This window comes from Pseudomonas sp. MYb327, assembly GCF_040438925.1.
Classification (GTDB): Bacteria; Pseudomonadota; Gammaproteobacteria; order Pseudomonadales; family Pseudomonadaceae; genus Aquipseudomonas.
Genome location: NZ_CP159258.1, coordinates 5,290,366 through 5,307,637 on the forward strand (window position 1 = coordinate 5,290,366; position 17,272 = coordinate 5,307,637).

Annotated in this window: 17 protein-coding genes; 5 read left to right on the top strand and 12 right to left on the bottom strand. The window is 58.8% G+C overall.

The annotated features are described in order from the left end of the window. Nucleotides 1-117: 117 nt before the first annotated feature. Complete coding sequence (locus ABVN21_RS23845; RefSeq protein ID WP_339552533.1) at nucleotides 118-501, top strand: helicase; 384 nt, start codon at nucleotides 118-120, stop codon at nucleotides 499-501. Nucleotides 502-1,092: 591 nt separating this feature from the next. Further along, complete coding sequence (locus tag ABVN21_RS23850) at nucleotides 1,093-2,352, top strand: hypothetical protein (protein WP_339552534.1); 1,260 nt, start codon at nucleotides 1,093-1,095, stop codon at nucleotides 2,350-2,352. A 122-nt stretch (nucleotides 2,353-2,474) separates the two neighbouring features. On the opposite strand, the gene ABVN21_RS23855 is transcribed toward ABVN21_RS23850, so the two are convergent. From ABVN21_RS23855 to exbB, 6 genes are all read right to left on the bottom strand, one after another. After that, a complete protein-coding gene (locus tag ABVN21_RS23855; protein ID WP_339552535.1) occupies nucleotides 2,475-3,875 on the bottom strand; it encodes an HDOD domain-containing protein in 1,401 nt (466 codons plus the stop codon). A gap of 78 nt (nucleotides 3,876-3,953) precedes the next feature. Further along, complete coding sequence (recG, locus tag ABVN21_RS23860; protein ID WP_339552536.1) at nucleotides 3,954-6,029, bottom strand: ATP-dependent DNA helicase RecG; 2,076 nt, start codon at nucleotides 6,027-6,029, stop codon at nucleotides 3,954-3,956. 9 nt (nucleotides 6,030-6,038) lie between these two features. Next, entirely contained in the window at nucleotides 6,039-6,968 is a 930-nt protein-coding gene (locus ABVN21_RS23865; RefSeq protein WP_339552537.1) for a LysR substrate-binding domain-containing protein, read from the bottom strand. Between the two features lie 260 nt (nucleotides 6,969-7,228). Further along, nucleotides 7,229-7,978, bottom strand: a complete 750-nt coding sequence (locus ABVN21_RS23870) for an energy transducer TonB (protein ID WP_339552538.1) — start codon at nucleotides 7,976-7,978, stop codon at nucleotides 7,229-7,231. Next, the gene (exbD, locus tag ABVN21_RS23875; protein WP_034147733.1) at nucleotides 7,975-8,403 is read right to left on the bottom strand and encodes a TonB system transport protein ExbD; all 429 of its coding nucleotides are present in this window, start codon (nucleotides 8,401-8,403) and stop codon (nucleotides 7,975-7,977) included. The genes ABVN21_RS23870 and exbD overlap by 4 nt, the downstream gene beginning before the upstream one ends. 6 nt (nucleotides 8,404-8,409) lie before the next feature. Then, nucleotides 8,410-9,384, bottom strand: a complete 975-nt coding sequence (exbB, locus tag ABVN21_RS23880; protein ID WP_339552539.1) for a tonB-system energizer ExbB — start codon at nucleotides 9,382-9,384, stop codon at nucleotides 8,410-8,412. 189 nt (nucleotides 9,385-9,573) lie between these two features. On the opposite strand from exbB, the gene ABVN21_RS23885 reads away from it, so the two are divergent. Continuing rightward, nucleotides 9,574-10,431, top strand: a complete 858-nt coding sequence (locus ABVN21_RS23885; RefSeq protein WP_339552540.1) for an SDR family oxidoreductase — start codon at nucleotides 9,574-9,576, stop codon at nucleotides 10,429-10,431. A gap of 120 nt (nucleotides 10,432-10,551) precedes the next feature. Here ABVN21_RS23885 and ABVN21_RS23890 read toward each other — a convergent pair whose 3' ends face one another. The 6 genes from ABVN21_RS23890 to ABVN21_RS23915 form a co-directional block, all read right to left on the bottom strand. Then, nucleotides 10,552-11,292 carry a hypothetical protein gene (locus ABVN21_RS23890; protein WP_339552541.1) on the bottom strand — a complete coding sequence of 247 codons (741 nt, stop codon included), beginning with the start codon at nucleotides 11,290-11,292 and terminating at the stop codon, nucleotides 10,552-10,554. Between the two features lie 67 nt (nucleotides 11,293-11,359). Beyond that, the gene (locus ABVN21_RS23895; RefSeq protein ID WP_003229509.1) at nucleotides 11,360-11,740 is read right to left on the bottom strand and encodes a RidA family protein; all 381 of its coding nucleotides are present in this window, start codon (nucleotides 11,738-11,740) and stop codon (nucleotides 11,360-11,362) included. A 24-nt stretch (nucleotides 11,741-11,764) separates the two neighbouring features. Then, a complete protein-coding gene (gene spoT, locus ABVN21_RS23900) occupies nucleotides 11,765-13,870 on the bottom strand; it encodes a bifunctional GTP diphosphokinase/guanosine-3',5'-bis pyrophosphate 3'-pyrophosphohydrolase (protein ID WP_034147729.1) in 2,106 nt (701 codons plus the stop codon). A 57-nt stretch (nucleotides 13,871-13,927) separates the two neighbouring features. Next, a complete protein-coding gene (gene rpoZ, locus ABVN21_RS23905) occupies nucleotides 13,928-14,191 on the bottom strand; it encodes a DNA-directed RNA polymerase subunit omega (protein WP_007921129.1) in 264 nt (87 codons plus the stop codon). Between the two features lie 167 nt (nucleotides 14,192-14,358). After that, entirely contained in the window at nucleotides 14,359-14,979 is a 621-nt protein-coding gene (gmk, locus tag ABVN21_RS23910; protein ID WP_339552542.1) for a guanylate kinase, read from the bottom strand. A gap of 12 nt (nucleotides 14,980-14,991) precedes the next feature. After that, nucleotides 14,992-15,855 carry a YicC/YloC family endoribonuclease gene (locus ABVN21_RS23915; RefSeq protein WP_339552543.1) on the bottom strand — a complete coding sequence of 288 codons (864 nt, stop codon included), beginning with the start codon at nucleotides 15,853-15,855 and terminating at the stop codon, nucleotides 14,992-14,994. A gap of 267 nt (nucleotides 15,856-16,122) precedes the next feature. Between ABVN21_RS23915 and rph the strand changes: the two genes are divergently transcribed. Together rph and ABVN21_RS23925 are read left to right on the top strand one after the other, a co-directional pair. Continuing rightward, on the top strand, nucleotides 16,123-16,845 hold the full coding sequence (gene rph / locus ABVN21_RS23920; protein WP_034147726.1) for a ribonuclease PH: 723 nt from the start codon (nucleotides 16,123-16,125) through the stop codon (nucleotides 16,843-16,845). A 29-nt stretch (nucleotides 16,846-16,874) separates the two neighbouring features. Continuing rightward, nucleotides 16,875-17,243, top strand: coding sequence for a DUF4870 domain-containing protein (locus ABVN21_RS23925; protein ID WP_339552544.1), 369 nt, complete (start codon nucleotides 16,875-16,877; stop codon nucleotides 17,241-17,243). The last annotated feature ends 29 nt before the right edge of the window (nucleotides 17,244-17,272 follow it).

The following is a 17,272-nucleotide window of genomic DNA, read 5'->3' on the forward strand; positions in this document are numbered from 1 at the left end:
TGGTGGTCATCAGCGTCAAAAAGTGCATCATCTTCTGCTAACGCAACTCGATAGTGGAGTTGTGGCTTGAAGTCGCTACACTGCGCCGGCTGTTCATTTTTCTATTGAGGCTTGCGCATGAAATTTCGTTTTCTGTTGTGGATGATGGGTTTGTTAATGGGCAAGGCCAGTCGGACCAATCCTGCGTTTCAGCAGCAGTTAGGCGACAAGGAGTTGGTGTTTCAGCTGCAAACCCTGGACGGGAAAGTGGCTCGGCATTTCCGCGTGAAGGATCAGCGCATCACCAGCAAGGCGGGTGTGTACGCCGAGCCTGCGTTTGCCATTGCTTTTAAAGATGCCACCTATGGCTTTGCCACGATGCAGGCGAAGAACAAGCAGTTGGCATTCATGACGGGGATTCAGGACAAATCTATTCAGATCAAGGGCAACCCGGCGCTGGTGATCTGGTTTCAGGGATTGACCAAATATCTGAAACCGAGGAAGGCCAAGCCTAAGGTTTGAGATCTTTCAGGCCGGTGTTTACGGGATTCTGGTCGGATCGAAGCTTTAACTAGTTAGCCTCTTCAGTCTTCCGATTGAGGAGGTTCGCCGGCATCAAGGGACTGTTCCCTGTATGTTTTATAGATCTTTCTGCTGCCAACTTGAACGCATAGTCGACAGAGATCAAATAGAGTTCGGGTGCTCGAAGACTGTGTTTCTTGGGTCATCTTGAGCCCTTGAACACTGCCAGGTGCGGCACAAGCTCATTCCGGTCTTTTCCAGCCCAGTGGTAAAACCCGGAAAACAGGGTTTCGTGGACGTTGAGCACGGCCTTATAGTCGATTGGCTTCTTTTTAGCCAAATAAGCAAGTGCGTCCTCGATACTCAACTCGAAAGCAGCTGTTCAATACCATCGAGCTGAACGAAATTGCCCGCCATGCGGGTAATGATCACCTTGGATGGTTAAAGGTTCTCGACTAAATAATCTTAAATACCCAACAAAAAAAACTAAAGAACTGTCATTTATAACAGGTCACGGCTGCCTTTTTGGCGTGCTCAACTGTGCTGGGTGTAGTGGGGTTCACTTTTTACTCAGCACAATGGAGTGCCGCCATGGAACATATTAAGAGAGAAATTAATGCGGGTACACTTGACCCGTCTTTTGGTGATAATGGAGTGGTAGATCTGGTATCTGAAGTGAGTTGGAGTATCCCTCACTCCATTCTTGCTTTATCTAATGGGAAGCTGATTTATGCCAATGGTGATCGTAGAGAATGGCTCCGTACTTTGCAGTTAAGGCGTGTAAATACGAATGGTTTTTTTGAATCTTCGTTTGGTGTAAACGGATCGGTAATTTTGCCTATCGGTTTCAATACTGGGGCCAGGTTTGGGTTATTTCCGTATTCGGATGATAAATTCCTGGTGAAGAGTACCTATATAGATTTTGGCCAGCAAGATATGGTATTCGTTCGACTTGATTTTAATGGTTGTATTGATACTACTTTTGGTTCCGATGGTTTTTTGCGAATTCATCCCTATGACCTTATTTACCCAAGAGCTACAAAGCCAAAAAGTGAACAAAAAATTAATCAACTAACCCCCGCTGTTGATTACATTGGTGGTTCTGTATGCGCGCTACCGGATGGCAAGATGTTGATTGCTCATAGCGGAATTTTTGATGGCCGCGGGTTTAATGGGTTTATCTTTCGCCTTATGCCAGACGGGTCGGTTGACAAGACCTTTAACGGCACGGGCTTTATAATTGTACAGCTCGATTTGGCTGACCCTGAAGACAACGAAGCCATTAGTATTGCGCTACAGAAGGATGGGAAATTTCTGTTATGCGGTTCCTTCGTTGTTGGAGAAACTACGAGTGGCTTTATTGTTCGTTACAACGACAATGGCGAGGTAGATAGAAGCTTTAATAACGGGCAACCCGTCATTATTGCTAGCCCTGATTTTGGAATGATTTCGGCTACGACCCTCTCAGTCAGGGAGCAGGATGGAGCAATTGTTGTTGTGGGGACCGCCTATGATAATTGGAGTGTTATCCCTACCACTAAAACGCCATGGATGGCAGTTCTAAATACTAATGGGTCTTTCAATCTTGTGTTTAACAACGGAAGGCCACTTTTTGCTGGAGTAGTGCCTGGTAAAAGTTTGTGGCGAGAGTGCGCATGGCAGGAAGATGGTAATAAAATCCTTGTCGCCGGATCAGTAGTTGCACGCTATCTATCAAATGGACAACTTGATCTGTCGTTCAACGGTACGGGATGGAATTCTCAAGGGGATAGCTATGGGGAGATGGTCATAACAAATGATAAGAAACTAGCTCTCATCGGGCAGAATAGTTTAGTGCGTTATTTGACATGATAGATAGGACAAAGCTCCGAGGGCGAGTTTCCACTCCTCCTGGGACCGAGTTGAATTCATCGCGGGCAAGCCGCGCTCCTGCGGGATTCAGGTCCGCAGCGCGACGCTTGCCCGCGATGCATTTAGGCTTGGGAAAACTGCGAGGCCAATTCGCGTAGCAGCACTTCAGCTTCCAGTACTTTGCTGACGACGTCTTCCGCTTTGGCGCGGGTCAGGCCAACGCGTTCGAGCAGGGCGTCGGGGATGTCTTCATCCGGGCCGGAACCGATGCCACGGCTGCGCAGCAGGCGCACGGACAGGCACACCAGGTTCGGGTATTCGGCGTAGGCGCCGTCGTAGCTTGGGTCGTGCTGGAAGCGCAGCGCGGTGGACAGTTCTTCGGGCATGTCCCAGTAGCGCATCAGCCATGCGCCGATCTGTTCGCGGCTGATGCCCAGCAGGTGTTGCTCGATGTAGCTGTGGCACAGGTGCGGGTTGACCTCCAGGTGGCGGCAGATCAGCGAGAAGTGTGGCGGGAACACGTGGGCCAGCAGCAGGTAACCGAAGTTGTGCAGCAGGCCGGCCAGGTAGGTCAGTCCGGCTTCCGGACGCTGGGCGCGCGGCATGGCGCGGGTCAGGCCTTCGATGACGGCGGCGGTGTAGATCGATTGCTGCCAGTACGGCGTGGCGTGTTGCGGGTGGTCCTTGGGCAGGCTCAGGGTTTTGCCCAGGGCCAGGCCGAGTGCCAGGTTGATCACCAGGTCGAAACCCAGCACGCGCACGATGGCGTCTTCCACTGAACGAATCTTGCCCGGCGAGGCGTAGTACGGCGACGCCGCCCAGCTCACCACTTGCGCGGCCAGTGCCGGGTCGGTTTCGACCACGCTGGTGATGTCGTCGATGGTGGCGTTGGGGTCGACGCGCAGTTTGATGATCTTCTGCGCGGTTTCGGCCAGCGGTGGAATTTCGATGGTCGCTTCCAGGCGTTGCTGGATGCGTCGCGCGGTGAACGCTTGAACGGCCTGAGTGATTTCCTCGCGGTCATCGTCGGGGCGGTCGAGGTTCGGGCGGATGCTGGTCAGCGCTTCGCCGAAGTTGGCGGCACTGGCTTTGTTCAGCATGGATTTGAAGGCTTCGCTGGTGATTTCCAGCAGCACGCCCGGCTCGCCCGAGTTGACCAGCACCATCGGTTCACGCAGCAGGCTTTCTTCGTACAGGCACGGTGAGCTGGTGAGTGACGGCAGGCCGGGCAACAGGCTCAGGTTGTGCTTGCCGAGCATCTTTTCCAGGCGTTCAGTCGGCACGGCAGTGAGTCGGCGCCCGGTGAGTTCGGTGAGGCGATTGAGGTCCAGCAATTGGCTCTGCGGGAACAGCACCATCAGCGCGCCGACGGCGTCATCGAGCAGTACGGCCTGGACCTTGCGCGCCGGGTTCAAGCCGTGATGGTCGAGAACCTCTTCGTAGGCGATGCCCATTTTGTTCAGTAACAGCCGAATGACCGACGGCGCGTGCGGGGTAGCGGGTGCGAGGGCAACTTCGGTCATGGTCTGTATCCGTTCTAAAACAATTGCAGGAGTATAACCAGCTTGCTTAAACCCATCGCTCACAAACTGCGACGGTGCTCACACTTGGCCGTATTGCTGCCCATGGCGTAACCAACGATCCAGCAGGGGGCTGACATGGTCGGGCCAGCGCTCTAGCAATGCTTGCGCGGCGTCTCGCACGGCGGGTAGCAGGTCGGCGTCGCGCATCAGGTCCGCGACTTTGAATTGAAGCAGACCAGTCTGCCGCGTGCCGAGCATTTCACCGGGGCCGCGCAGTTCGAGGTCTTTTTCGGCGATGACAAAACCGTCGTTTGTTTCGCGCATGATACCCAGGCGCTGACGACCGATTTGCGACAGCGGCGGGTGGTAGAGCAGCACGCAATGGCTGGCGGCGCTGCCCCGCCCCACACGACCGCGCAACTGGTGCAGTTGGGCGAGGCCAAGGCGTTCGGGGTTTTCGATGATCATCAGGCTGGCGTTGGGCACGTCCACACCGACTTCGATCACGGTGGTGGCGACCAGCAGCTGCAAGTTGCCCGCCTTGAATTCGGCCATCACTGCGGCTTTCTCGACGGGTTTCATGCGTCCGTGGATCAGCCCGACCTTCAACTCGCCGAGGGCGGCGGTGAGGTCTTCGTAAGTGGTTTCGGCAGCCTGGCAGGTCAGCTCTTCCGACTCTTCGATCAGCGTGCACACCCAATAAGCCTGACGCCCTTCGGCACAGGCGCCGCGCACCCGTTCGATGACTTCGACGCGCCGGGTGTCGGTGATCAGCACGGTGTTCACCGGGGTTCGGCCGGGCGGCAATTCGTCGAGGATCGAGGTGTCGAGGTCGGCGTAGGCGCTCATGGCCAGCGTGCGCGGGATCGGTGTGGCGGTCATGATCAGCTGATGCGGGCACATCCGTCCGCCGACGCCTTTCTGCCGCAACGCCAGCCGCTGTTGCACACCGAAGCGGTGCTGTTCGTCGATGATCACCAGCGCCAGGTTCTTGAATTGCACTTCGTCCTGGAACAGCGCGTGGGTGCCGACCACCATCGGCGTGCCGCCGGCGATTTGTTCCAGCGCCGCCACGCGGTTCTTGCCTTTTAGCTTGCCAGCCAGCCATGCGACCTCGATGCCCAGCGGTTCGAGCCAGCGCTTGAAGGTGATGAAGTGTTGTTCGGCGAGAATCTCGGTGGGCGCCATCAGCGCCACTTGGTACCCGGCCTCCAGCGCTTGCAACGCGGCGAGGGCGGCCACCACGGTTTTACCCGCGCCAACGTCGCCCTGGATCAGCCGCAGCATCGGTTCGTGCTGACTCAGGTCGTAGGCGATTTCATTGCCGACCCGTTGCTGCGCGCCGGTCGGCGAGAAGCCGAGGTTGGCCAGGTATTTGGCCGGCAGCTTCGTGGCTTTCGGCATCGCCGGTGCGCGTAGCGAGCGCATGCTTTCGCGCAGGCGTTGCTGGGACAGTTGATGAGTCAGCAGTTCTTCGAAAGCCAGACGATGCTGCGCCCAGTGATGACCCAAGGCGAGTTCGTCGACATCGGCATCGGCGGGTGGGTTGTGCAAGTAGCGGATCGCATCGGCCAGTGGCGCCAGTTGATAGTCCCGGGCCAGTTCATTCGGTAGCCAGTCGGGCAGGCTGCTCGGGCCGAGCAAAGTCAGGGTTTGCATGCACAGTTGGCGCAAGCGCTGCTGCGTCAGGCCCTCGGTGAGCGGGTACACCGGCGTCAGGGTTTCATCCACCGGCGGTGGTTCGTCACCGGTGATGGCGCGGTATTCCGGGTGGTAGATTTCCAGTCCCGAGGCGCCGGGCCGCGCTTCGCCGTAGCAACGAATCCGCGTGCCACGCTTGAGGCCTTCTTTCTGTGCGTTGCTGAAATGGTAGAAGCGCAGACTGAGCCCGCCGGTGCCGTCTTGCAGGCGCACCACCAGGCTGCGGCGTCGGCCCATGACCACATCGGCGCCGCTGACGGTGCCTTCGATCACCGCGTCCTGGCCTGGGCGCAGCGCGCCGATCGGAACTACCCGAGTGCGGTCCTGATAACGCAGCGGCAGGTGAAACAGCACATCCTGAAGATTTTCCAGGCCGACCTTGGCCAGTTTTTCGGCCATTGCTTCGCCGACACCCTTGAGTGCCGTCACCGACACGTGCGACAACTCAGTCATGACGCTTGCTTAGCCCGCCACCACCGGCGCCGATGGTTTGGCCACCGAGCACAGGCGAATGGAGTCAGCGAGGATTTCAATGGCTTTCGGACGCGGGAAGCTTGCACGCCAGGCGATGGCCACGGTGCGAAACGGCACAGGCGCCGACAGCGGTCGAACTTCAATCACGCCGGGAGCGTAGTGATGGCTGTCCACCGCTGACAGCGGCAGGATCGAGATGCCGAGACCGGACGCAACCATGTGGCGAATGGTTTCCAGGGAGCTCGATTCCACGGTGGTGTGCTTGGCGCCGTCGTTGCCTTTGGTCAAGGTCGGGCAGGCTTCCAGCACTTGATCGCGGAAGCAGTGGCCTTCGCCGAGCAGCAACAGGCTCTTGTCGTTGAGCAGGCCGGCATCAATGGTTTCTTTTTGCGTCCACGGGTGCTGTGCCGGCATCAAGACGTAGAACGGTTCGTCGTAGAGTTGCAGGGTCAGCACATCCGCTTCATTGAACGGCAGCGCGATGATGATCGCGTCGAGTTCGCCGTTGCGCAGCTTGTCACGCAGGATGTGGGTGAAGTTTTCTTCGATGTACAACGGCATCTGCGGGGCGACCCGGTGCAGTTGCGGAATCAGGTGCGGGAACAGATACGGGCCAACGGTGTAGATCGCGCCGACTTTCAGCGGAGCGGTCAGTTGGTTCTTGCCTGCTTGCGCCAGTTCGCGAATGCCTTGGGCCTGTTCCAGGACTTTCTGCGCCTGGGCCACAATGCCTTCGCCGACCGGAGTCAGGCGGACGGCGCTTTTGCTGCGCTCGAAAATCAGCACACCGAGTTCGTCTTCAAGCTTTTTCACGCCCACCGACAGGGTCGGCTGGCTGACGTGGCAACGCTCAGCCGCGTGGCCGAAGTGCTGCTCTTGGGCGAGGGTAACGATGTAGCGTAATTCTGTGAGAGTCATAGCAAGCGTCCATGAAGTTGCGGGCCAAGCATACCGCCTGCAATCGATAGACGCACGTTATCAGACAGTATGTGTTGAGTGACACCGGGCAATGCGTGTTTGCCGATTCCAGATATGCAAAAGGCACCTTTCGGTGCCTTGAGCAAATCGATCATCCCCTGTAGGAGCTGGCTTGTCGGCGATGACGTCATAACATCCAGCATCGTCGCGGGCTGATACATCAGCTATCGCTGGCAAGCCAGCTCCTACAGGGGCGGTTACTAGCGCCGGCGTTTTTCCAGCGAATACACAAACGGTGCAACAATTTCGATCGAGCCGTTGGTCAGCATGTCCGACGGTGGCTTGGGCAGTGGTTGGGCGCGGCGGATCATGTCCAGGGTCGCCCGATCCAGATCGGCAGTTCCGGAGGGGCTCACCAATTCGAACGACAACACATTGCCTTCAGCGTCCACGACAAAGCGCAGTCGGTTCAAACCTTCCTTGCCCCGCGACTGGGCACTGGCCGGGTACTTTTTGTACTTGGCCAAATGCGCGAGCAACGTGCCCTCCCAACTGGCTTTGGCAGCTACTTGAGCAGCTGATGGGCCTGGGGCTGGCTGAGCGGATTTCTCCGTTGGCGCCGGCGTTGGTGGTGCTTCGCTCGGTTTCGCCTCGGACGGCTTTTCCTTCGGCGGCTCGGGCTTTTTCTCCACAGGCTTGGGCGGTTGAGGCTTGGGCTTGGGTTTGACCGGTTTCGGTACTGCGATCTCGGCCTTTGGCGCTTCAGCGAGCTTCGGAATCGGCAATTCTTCAACCGGAGCCGGTGGCTGCGGTGGTGTGACGACCTTCGGCGGTGCGGGCGGTGGCGGGGCAGGAATCGGTGCCAGCTCGACCATCATTGCCTGAGGCGGCAATTCGATAGGCGGGCGAGCCGTCCAGTTCACAGCCAGCGCGATGGCCAGCGCGTGAACACCCAGCACCACGGCCAGGCTACCGCTGTAACGCGTCAGCTTATGGCGCGTGTTGATCATTTCTTGACTGCCGTCTCGAGGCCGACCAGACCAACCTTCAGGTAGCCAGCGGAGCGCAGGTTGTCCATCACGCTCATCAGGTCGCCGTAGTCCACGCCTTTGTCGGCCTGGAAGAAGATCGTCGTGTCTTTCTTGCCCTGGGTCTTGGCGTCGAGTGTGGCGCCGAGTGCTTCGGCCTTCACTTCGTCTTCACCGAGGAACAGGCGTTGGTCAGCCTTGACGCTGAGGAACACTGGTTTTTCTGGCCGCGGCGCCGGTTTGGCGGTGGAGGCGGGCAGGTCGACCTTGATGTCCACGGTGGCCAATGGAGCGGCCACCATGAAGATGATCAACAACACCAGCATCACGTCGATGAACGGCGTGACGTTGATTTCGTGATTCTCGGCCAGATCGTCGTCTGCGCCTTCTTTCAAATGCAGGCCCATGGCCGATTACCCCACTTTCACCATGTGCGGTTGCGAGCTGCGCTCAGGCTGGTGGTCGAGGTCGCGGCTGACCAGCAGCAGGACTTCTGCCGACGCGTCGGACACCTGCGCCTTGTACCCGGCGATGGAGCGGGCAAATACGTTGTAGATCACCACCGCAGGAATCGCCGCGACCAGACCCAGCGCGGTCGCCAGCAAGGCTTCGGCGATGCCTGGAGCGACGACGGCGAGGTTGGTGGTCTGTGTTTTGGCGATGCCGATGAAGCTGTTCATGATGCCCCACACGGTGCCAAACAGGCCCACGAACGGTGCAGTGGAACCGATGGTGGCGAGGACGCCGGTGCCGCTGCTCATGTTGCGACCGCAGGCAGCCACCAGGCGCTCAAGGCGGAAGCTGACGCGTTCCTTGATGCCTTCTTTCTCGCGGCTGCTGGCCGACAGGTGCATTTCTTCCAGGGCATCATGGACCAGCAGGTTGGCAAGGGTGCCTGGTCTGGTCGCAGTAGCGCTGGCTTCTTTCAGCGTGGTGGCTTTTTTCAGGTGGACGATCTCGTTGCGCAGACGACGCTTGGCGCCCATCAGCTCAAAGCCTTTGGCGATCCAGATGGTCCAGGTGATGATCGATGCGATGGCCAGGCCGATCATCACGATTTTCACAATGATGTCGGCGTTCTGGTACATGCCCCATGGCGACAAGTCGTGTGCCATGCCGAGCGTGTTGTTGGCTTCGAGGACTTCAGGAACGTCTTCGCCGAGGGCTTCTGAAGCCGGTGTTGCCTGGGCCGGGTCAGTCGCGGCAGGCGCTGCAGCCGGGGTAGCATGGTCGGCCGGTGCGGATGTTGCAGCGGCCGGGGTGGCTGGCGCTTGTGCGTCAGCGAATGCGGCGGTTGGGGCCAGCATCAGGCTGAGCAGCAGGGCGGCCACCGCGCTCCAGGCGCGAGGTCGTTTGGTTGGCGAAGCGGAGAGTTGATTGCGTGTCATGCTGGCCGGACCTGAGAGAAAAAAACGGGTTATGTTCTTCCAGGCCTCGAAGGGCCGAGAACAAAAGTGGCGCGTATTATTGCAAGTAATTCTTGTTAACAGAAGTAATAGAGTCTCTTTTTTTCCTGCATTGCTAGCCGCTCGTCCATTGCCGGCGCTAGTCTGTCCGTTTCCAAGGGGAGTTTTCTGATGTCCGCGCCTTCTGTTTTGATCGCCGGTTGCGGTGATGTCGGTAGTCGTCTGGCGACGCAATTGGTGGCTTCCGGGTGGGAAGTTCATGGCCTGCGACGTGACGTTTCACGCCTGCCCGAGGGTGTGATTGGCGTTGCCGGCGATTTATTTAATAAAGACTGTCCGGCGACCTGGCCAATTGGCGCCGTGGATTACCTGGTGTATTGCGCCGCCGCCACCGATCACGATGAGGCCGGTTACCGCGCGGCTTACGTGGAAGGTTTGCAACATGTGCTGGAGTGGCTGAACGACTATGGGCAAGTGCCCAATCGCATTTTGTTCGTTTCCAGTAGCAGCGTTTACGGTCAGCAGGAAGGCGAGTGGGTCGACGAGACGTCACCCGCCATAGCGGCAGGATATTCAGGGCGAGTGATGCTCGAAGCCGAACAAATTGCGCTCAACAGCGGCATCCCGGCCAGTATCGTGCGCTTGACCGGTATCTACGGCCCGGGCCGTGAGTGGTTGCTGACTCAGGTCCGCCGGGGTTACCGCGTGGTGGTGGATCCACCGTTGTATGCCAACCGGATTCATGCCGATGACGCCGCGGGGCTGATGGCCTGCCTGCTTGGGGCTGACCGGCGTGGGGTGAAGCTGGATGATATCTACATCGGCGTCGATGACGCGCCAGCCGCTTTGGCCGATGTGGTGGGCTGGTTGCGTGAGTATCTGGGCGTGACGGACTGGGCTGAGGATGCCAGCGTGCGACGTACCGGGAGCAAGCGTTGCAGCAATGCTCGGGCGAAAGCGTTGGGCTGGACTCCAGCGTATCCGAGCTTTCGCGAAGGTTATGCGGCGATTCTTGAAGGGCGCTGCTGACACCCGCATCCTGTAGGAGCCGGCTTGCTGGCGAAAGGTCGTTACATTCAACATCAATGTTGGTTGTTACGCCGCTTTCGCCAGCAAGCTGGCTCCTACAGAGTTCAGTTCAAGTTCGGGTTACTGTTTTTCCAGCAACCACTTGCGGTCACCCGGCGTGAACGAAGGCATTTCGTCCGCCTGGGCGGTGTTCACGGTCTGGAAAATCTCCAGTTCCTTGCCTTTGCGCGCAAAGATCCAGGCATTTCCTTGCCCGTTGAGTTGCAGCCACATGTTGTCGTTGCCGCCGCTCATCGATGCGCAATCACCTGCCAGGCACAGGGCATAGCGATCGCTGCCCGGCAAGCCAGTCACCTGGCCATCGGCCTGGAACTGCACGGTATTGCCTTCGCCGGGGCCGCTGACGACTTTCCAGCTGCCGCCCATGTAGGCTGAATACAGTGCGCGTTCGAAGCTGGCGCCGAGTGGCGCGCCATCCGGCACTGGAACCGATGCGCGGTCGAAGACCTGGGCGGGTTCGTTATCGGTCGCGGCCTGGCTCAGTTGCTTGCCGTCGCGTTTCAGCTCGCTGCCGGAGCTGCCATAAAAGTCGATTTTCCAGGCGCCGGACTCTTCACCCAACAGCTTGCCGTCGACATTCTCAAAACCATTGGTGTAGCGGGCCTGGCCGGCCTTGGTGTTGACGTCCCATTCCAGGTTCGGACCATAGGCCTGGAGCGCTTCACGCAGGGGGGCGCCTTTGGATGCAGCATCAATCGCCGCCTGATTGATCCAGGTGCCGCTGATGTCACGGCTGGCAGGGTCGCTGGCACATCCGCCCAAAATCAGGGCGAGCAGCGAGAGAGCAAGCGCTTTGCGCATGGTGGAATCCTTTCAAGCTTTCTTTACAGCAGAGCAGTCGGCGCAGCCTGAGGCCGCGCCGTACGCATTACTCGATGACCAGGATGGCATCCATTTCAACCTGCGAACCCTTAGGCAGGGCGGCAACACCGATGGCGGCGCGCGCTGGGTAAGGCTGGTCGAAGTATTTGCCCATGATCTCGTTGACCTTGGCGAAGTGGCTCAGGTCGGTGAGGAAGATGTTCAGCTTGACGATGTCCTTGAACGAACCACCGGCAGCTTCAGCCACGGCCTTGAGGTTCTCGAACACCTGGACGGTCTGGGCTTCGAAGCCTTCAACCAGTTCCATGGTTTTTGGGTCCAGAGGAATTTGACCCGACATGTAAACGGTGTTGCCAGCCTTGATCGCCTGGGAGTAAGTACCGATGGCGGCCGGGGCCTTGTCGCTGGTGATAACAGTCTTGGTCATGGATGACTCCTTGTAGGGGTGGGATTAGGCGCGCATGCGGGTGATGCGGATCACCCCGGTCAGTGCGCGCAGTTTCTTGATCACGCGGGCCAGGTGCACGCGGTCGTGCACGCTGACCACCAGTTGGACCACGCTGATGCGACCATCGCGTTCGTCCATGCTGATTTTCTCGATATTGCCGTCGGCTGCGTTGACGCTGCTGGCCAACAAGGCGATCAGGCCACGTTGGTGCTCCAGCTCGACGCGCAGCTCGACATTGAATTCGCCGGTGACATCCTTGGCCCACGATAGCTGGATGCATTTTTCCGGGTTGTGGCGGATTTCGCTGATGTTGCGGCAGTTGTCCAGGTGCACGACCATGCCTTTGCCCGCGGACAAGTGACCGACGATCGGGTCGCCCGGGATCGGCGTGCAGCACTTGGCGTAGCTGAGCACCAGGCCTTCGGTGCCGCGAATCGCCAGCGGACCCTCCGGGCTCGGCAATTGTTCGCCTTCGCCGAGCAGGCGGCGTGCGACGACGTAGGCCATGCGGTTGCCCAGGCCGATGTCTTCCAGCAAGTCTTCGATCAGTTCGAGACGGTACTCGGTGAGCATTGCCTTGACGCGCTCTTGCGGGATCTTTTCCAGCGAGCTGTCGAAGCCGTTGAGGACCTTGTTCAGCAGGCGCTCGCCGAGGCTGATGGATTCGGAACGGCGTTGCAGTTTCAGTGCATGGCGGATGTGCGTGCGGGCCTTGCCGGTGACTACAAAGTTGAGCCATGCCGGGTTTGGCCGTGCGCCCGGAGCGCTGACGATCTCGACCGTGGAGCCGCTTTGCAACGGTTCGGACAGCGGCGCGAGACGACGGTTGATCCGGCAAGCAATGCAGCTGTTGCCGACGTCGGTGTGCACCGCGTAAGCGAAGTCGACCGCCGTGGAGCCCTTGGGCAGCTCCATGATCCGGCCTTTGGGCGTGAACACGTAGACCTCGTCCGGGAACAGGTCGATCTTCACGCTTTCGATGAATTCCAGCGAATTGCCGGCGCGTTGCTGCATTTCCAGCACGCCTTTGACCCACTGACGGGCACGGGCGTGAGTGCCTTTTGGCTGCTCGTCGCCGCTGGATTTGTACAGCCAATGGGCGGCGATGCCATTGTTGGCCATCTCTTCCATTTCGCGGGTGCGGATCTGGATCTCGATCGGAACGCCGTGCATGCCGAACAGCGTGGTGTGCAGCGACTGATAGCCGTTGGCCTTGGGGATCGCGATGTAGTCCTTGAAGCGCCCCGGCAACGGTTTGTACAAATTATGTACTGCACCGAGTACGCGATAGCAGGTATCGACTTTGTCGACGATGATCCGGAACGCGTACACGTCCATGATCTCGTTGAAGGCCCGACGCTTGCCGCGCATTTTCTTGTAGATGCCGTAGAGGTGTTTCTGGCGACCGCTGACCTCACCCTGAATGCCGTCGACGGCCAGGCAATGGCTGAGGGACTCTTCGATCTTGTTGACGATTTCCTTGCGGTTGCCCCGGGCGCGTTTGACCGCCTGGTAGATCCGCGCGGAACGCATCGGGTGCATGGCCTTGAAGCCGAGGTCTTCGAATTCTATGCGGATGGCGTGCATGCCCAGCCGGTTGGCAATGGGCGCATAGATTTCCAGGGTTTCCTTGGCGATGCGCCGGCGTTTTTCGCCGGACAGCACTTCCAGCGTGCGCATGTTGTGCAGGCGGTCGGCCAGCTTGACCAGGATCACGCGAATGTCGCGGGCCATGGCCATGGCCATTTTCTGGAAGTTTTCGGCCTGGGCTTCGGCCTTGGTCTCGAAGTTCATCTGGGTCAGTTTGCTGACCCCGTCGACCAGTTCGGCCACGGTTTCGCCGAACTGCGCTTGCAGCGCTTCCTTGGCAATCCCGGTGTCTTCGATCACGTCATGCAGCATGGCCGCCATCAAGCTCTGATGGTCCATATGCATGTCGGCAAGAATATTCGCAACCGCGAGTGGGTGCGTGACGTACGCCTCACCGCTACGGCGGCGTTGGCCGTCGTGGGCTTGTTCGGCGTAGAAATACGCTCGGCGGACCAGGTTGACCTGGTCTTTGCCGAGGTAGGTCGATAAGCGATCGGCGAGGGCGTCTATGCTCGGCATGATGACTCCTGCCGTAAGCTTTTATCCCGCGCCGTGCTACGTCGACCAGGCATAGGCTTAGACGGCCTCGTTGGACTCGTCCTCGAATGCAGCAAAAAGCGGTTCATCTTCAACGATTTCGGCTTCTGCGATAGCTGCGTAGTCGATCAGGCCTTCAGCGATTTCACGCAGGGCAACAACGGTAGGCTTGTCGTTTTCCCATGCTACTTTCGGCTCTTTGCCGCCGGTGGCCAATTGACGGGCACGCTTGGTAGAGAGCATGACCAGCTCAAAGCGGTTATCCACGTGTTCTAGGCAGTCTTCAACGGTTACGCGGGCCATGGTCTTCCTCGTAGCAAATGCAATATGCGCGCTGCCCGGATGGGCGAGCGGACTCAACAGTTTAAAAAATCACCAGCGATTAGGGAAGCGCTGATTTTTTGATCAAGCCCTTCAACGCGCTGCAAGCACCAATGTAAAGCCCTTACAGCGGTTTTGGGAAGTGCAAATCAATCAAGCAATTCAGCCAGCAATTTGCCAAAACGTTGCTGTTGGCGTTTCTGTTGCAGCTGATTGGCGCGGAAAATCGCCTGCAGGTCGCGCAAAGCGTGGGCGAAATCGTCGTTGATGATCAGGTAGTCGTAGTCAACGTAGTGGCTCATTTCGCTGACCGCTTCGCGCATCCGGCCGTCGATGATTTCGTCGCTGTCCTGGCCGCGATTGGTCAGGCGTTGGTGCAAGGCTTCAAGCGACGGCGGGAGGATGAAGACCGAGCGGGCCTGAGGCATCAGCTTGCGCACTTGCTCGGCGCCTTGCCAGTCGATTTCCAGAATCAGATCGTGGCCTTCGTCGAGAGTCTGCTGCAGGTGGCTTTGCGAGGTGCCGTAGAGATTGCCGAAGACTTCGGCGCGCTCCAGGAAGTCGCCGTGTTCGCCCATCTTCACAAACGCTTCTCGCGAGACGAAGTGATAGTTCACGCCGTCCACTTCACCTGGGCGCATGGCGCGGGTGGTGTGCGAGACCGAAACGCGGATCTCCGGATTGGCGTCGGTCAAAGCCTTGACCAGGCTGCTCTTGCCCGCACCCGATGGGGCGGAAATGATGTACAGGGTGCCGGTGCTGTGGGTCATGTCGGTTTTGCCTTACTCAATATTCTGCACTTGTTCGCGCATCTGCTCGATCAACACCTTGAGGTTGACCGCAGCCTGGGTGCTGCGCGGGTCGAAGGCTTTGGAGCCCAGTGTGTTGGCTTCGCGGTTGAGTTCCTGCATCAGGAAGTCCAGGCGTCGCCCGGCTGCGCCACCGGACTTGAGCACCCGGCGAACTTCAATGATGTGAGTGCTCAGGCGATCCAGTTCTTCGGCGACGTCGCTTTTCTGAGCGAGCATGACCATTTCCTGTTCCAGGCGCTGCGGATCCATTTCGGCCTTCATATCGGCAAATCGATCGAGAACCTTCTGGCGCTGGGTGCCGAGCATTTGCGGAACGAGTTCGCGCAGGGTGACCACGTCTTCTTCAATCGACGTCAAGCGATCGTTGATCAGGCGAGCCAGCTCCGCGCCTTCTCGCTCACGGCCGGCCTTGAGTTCTTTCAAACCCTGGTTGAACAGTGCCAGCGCTTCGGCATTCAAGGCTTGCGGATCGGTTGCGTCACCCACCAGCACGCCGGGCCAGGCCAGGACTTCGAGGGGATTCAGTGCAGCCGGATTCTTGATCAGGCTGGCGATCGTCTCGGCGGCCGCGACCAATTGTGCAGCACGCGCCTGATCCACTTGCAGCGCTTTGCCTGTGTTTTCTTCGGTGAAGCGCAGCGTGCATTCGAGCTTGCCCCGGGACACGCCCTGACGCAGCGCTTCGCGGACGGCGCCTTCGAGGTCACGAAAGGACTCAGGCAGACGCAAGTGGGGTTCCAGGTAGCGGCTGTTGACCGAACGCAGCTCCCAGCTCAGGGTGCCCTGAACGCCGGCTTTTTCGACGCGGGCAAAGGCGGTCATGCTGTGCACCATGGCGGTACCTCGCAATGCAGATCGGCCCGGAATTAAGGTTCCGGCATTCCGATATCAATGAATTAAAGCCGATAGGCAGCAAAGGCGCAGGATTGTAGCGCAGTGGCGCGGATGCGCCCAAACACACGGTGTGACAAACGGCTGCAGGTCGTCGACGACGGGCTGTTCAGAGCCTTCGGTCGTCGGAGGATTTTTTTAGAAGTGCCCAGCCGTGGCTGGCGGCTCTATAATGCTCCGCAGTTTTCCGTCCCCGTACAGGTATCCCTTATGAAACGTCCAAGTGGTCGCGCTGCCGATCAGCTCCGCTCGATCCGCATTACCCGCAACTACACCAAACACGCCGAGGGATCTGTACTGGTCGAGTTCGGTGACACCAAAGTCATCTGCACCGTCAGCGTCGAAAACGGTGTGCCGCGCTTTCTCAAAGGCCAGGGCCAAGGCTGGTTGACCGCCGAATACGGCATGCTGCCGCGCGCCACTGGCGAGCGCAACCAGCGTGAAGCGAGTCGCGGCAAGCAAGGCGGCCGCACCCTGGAAATCCAGCGTCTGATCGGTCGTTCGCTGCGTGCATCCCTCGACATGTCGAAGCTCGGCGACGTCACCCTGTACGTCGATTGCGACGTGATCCAGGCTGACGGCGGCACCCGCACCGCATCGATTACCGGCGCTATGGTTGCGCTGGTCGATGCCTTGAAAGTGATCAAGAAGCGCGGCGGCCTGAAAGGCGGCGACCCGCTCAAGCAGATGATCGCTGCCGTTTCGGTGGGCATGTATCAAGGTGAGCCGGTGCTCGACCTCGACTACCTGGAAGACTCGGCTGCCGAGACCGACCTGAACGTTGTGATGACCAGCACTGGTGGCTTCATCGAAGTCCAAGGCACTGCCGAAGGCGCGCCGTTCCAGCCGGAAGAGCTGAACGCCATGCTTGAGCTGGCGAAAAAAGGCATGAACGAAATCTTCGATCTGCAGAAAGCCGCACTGGCTGACTGATTGATTCGACGTCTGGCAAGGAGAGCGCCATGAGTGATGAGCAACAACTGCTGCCCACCCCGAGCCCCGAGGCTCGACAGTGGGCGATGTTTTGCCACCTCTCGGCGTTTCTCGGCGTCTGGTTGCCCTTCGGTCACCTGATCGGGCCGCTGATACTCTGGCAGTGGAAGCGTGAAACCGACCCGTTCATCGATGCCCAAGGCAGGGAAGCGCTGAACTTTCAAATCACCGTGGCCCTGGTCTCGGGCATTTGTTACTTGCTGATGCTGGTTCTGATCGGTTTTGCGCTGTTGCCGTTGGTGCTGATCGGGGCGATGGTGCTGTCCATCATTGCCGGGCTAAAGGCCAATGACGGGTTGCCGTACCGTTATCCGTTCACCTGGCGGTTGATCAAATAGCGATCAATCTACTCGTAGGAGCCAGCAAG

What these genes read in the sequence shown, in the direction of transcription:
- ABVN21_RS23845 (WP_339552533.1), top strand. Translation starts at nt 118, where the DNA reads ATGAAATTTCGTTTTCTGTTGTGGATGATGGGTTTGTTAATGGGCAAG.
- ABVN21_RS23850 (WP_339552534.1), top strand. Translation starts at nt 1,093, where the DNA reads ATGGAACATATTAAGAGAGAAATTAATGCGGGTACACTTGACCCGTCT.
- ABVN21_RS23855 (WP_339552535.1), bottom strand. Translation starts at nt 3,875, where the DNA reads ATGACCGAAGTTGCCCTCGCACCCGCTACCCCGCACGCGCCGTCGGTC.
- recG (WP_339552536.1), bottom strand. Translation starts at nt 6,029, where the DNA reads ATGACTGAGTTGTCGCACGTGTCGGTGACGGCACTCAAGGGTGTCGGC.
- ABVN21_RS23865 (WP_339552537.1), bottom strand. Translation starts at nt 6,968, where the DNA reads ATGACTCTCACAGAATTACGCTACATCGTTACCCTCGCCCAAGAGCAG.
- ABVN21_RS23870 (WP_339552538.1), bottom strand. Translation starts at nt 7,978, where the DNA reads ATGATCAACACGCGCCATAAGCTGACGCGTTACAGCGGTAGCCTGGCC.
- exbD (WP_034147733.1), bottom strand. Translation starts at nt 8,403, where the DNA reads ATGGGCCTGCATTTGAAAGAAGGCGCAGACGACGATCTGGCCGAGAAT.
- exbB (WP_339552539.1), bottom strand. Translation starts at nt 9,384, where the DNA reads ATGACACGCAATCAACTCTCCGCTTCGCCAACCAAACGACCTCGCGCC.
- ABVN21_RS23885 (WP_339552540.1), top strand. Translation starts at nt 9,574, where the DNA reads ATGTCCGCGCCTTCTGTTTTGATCGCCGGTTGCGGTGATGTCGGTAGT.
- ABVN21_RS23890 (WP_339552541.1), bottom strand. Translation starts at nt 11,292, where the DNA reads ATGCGCAAAGCGCTTGCTCTCTCGCTGCTCGCCCTGATTTTGGGCGGA.
- ABVN21_RS23895 (WP_003229509.1), bottom strand. Translation starts at nt 11,740, where the DNA reads ATGACCAAGACTGTTATCACCAGCGACAAGGCCCCGGCCGCCATCGGT.
- spoT (WP_034147729.1), bottom strand. Translation starts at nt 13,870, where the DNA reads ATGCCGAGCATAGACGCCCTCGCCGATCGCTTATCGACCTACCTCGGC.
- rpoZ (WP_007921129.1), bottom strand. Translation starts at nt 14,191, where the DNA reads ATGGCCCGCGTAACCGTTGAAGACTGCCTAGAACACGTGGATAACCGC.
- gmk (WP_339552542.1), bottom strand. Translation starts at nt 14,979, where the DNA reads ATGACCCACAGCACCGGCACCCTGTACATCATTTCCGCCCCATCGGGT.
- ABVN21_RS23915 (WP_339552543.1), bottom strand. Translation starts at nt 15,855, where the DNA reads ATGGTGCACAGCATGACCGCCTTTGCCCGCGTCGAAAAAGCCGGCGTT.
- rph (WP_034147726.1), top strand. Translation starts at nt 16,123, where the DNA reads ATGAAACGTCCAAGTGGTCGCGCTGCCGATCAGCTCCGCTCGATCCGC.
- ABVN21_RS23925 (WP_339552544.1), top strand. Translation starts at nt 16,875, where the DNA reads ATGAGTGATGAGCAACAACTGCTGCCCACCCCGAGCCCCGAGGCTCGA.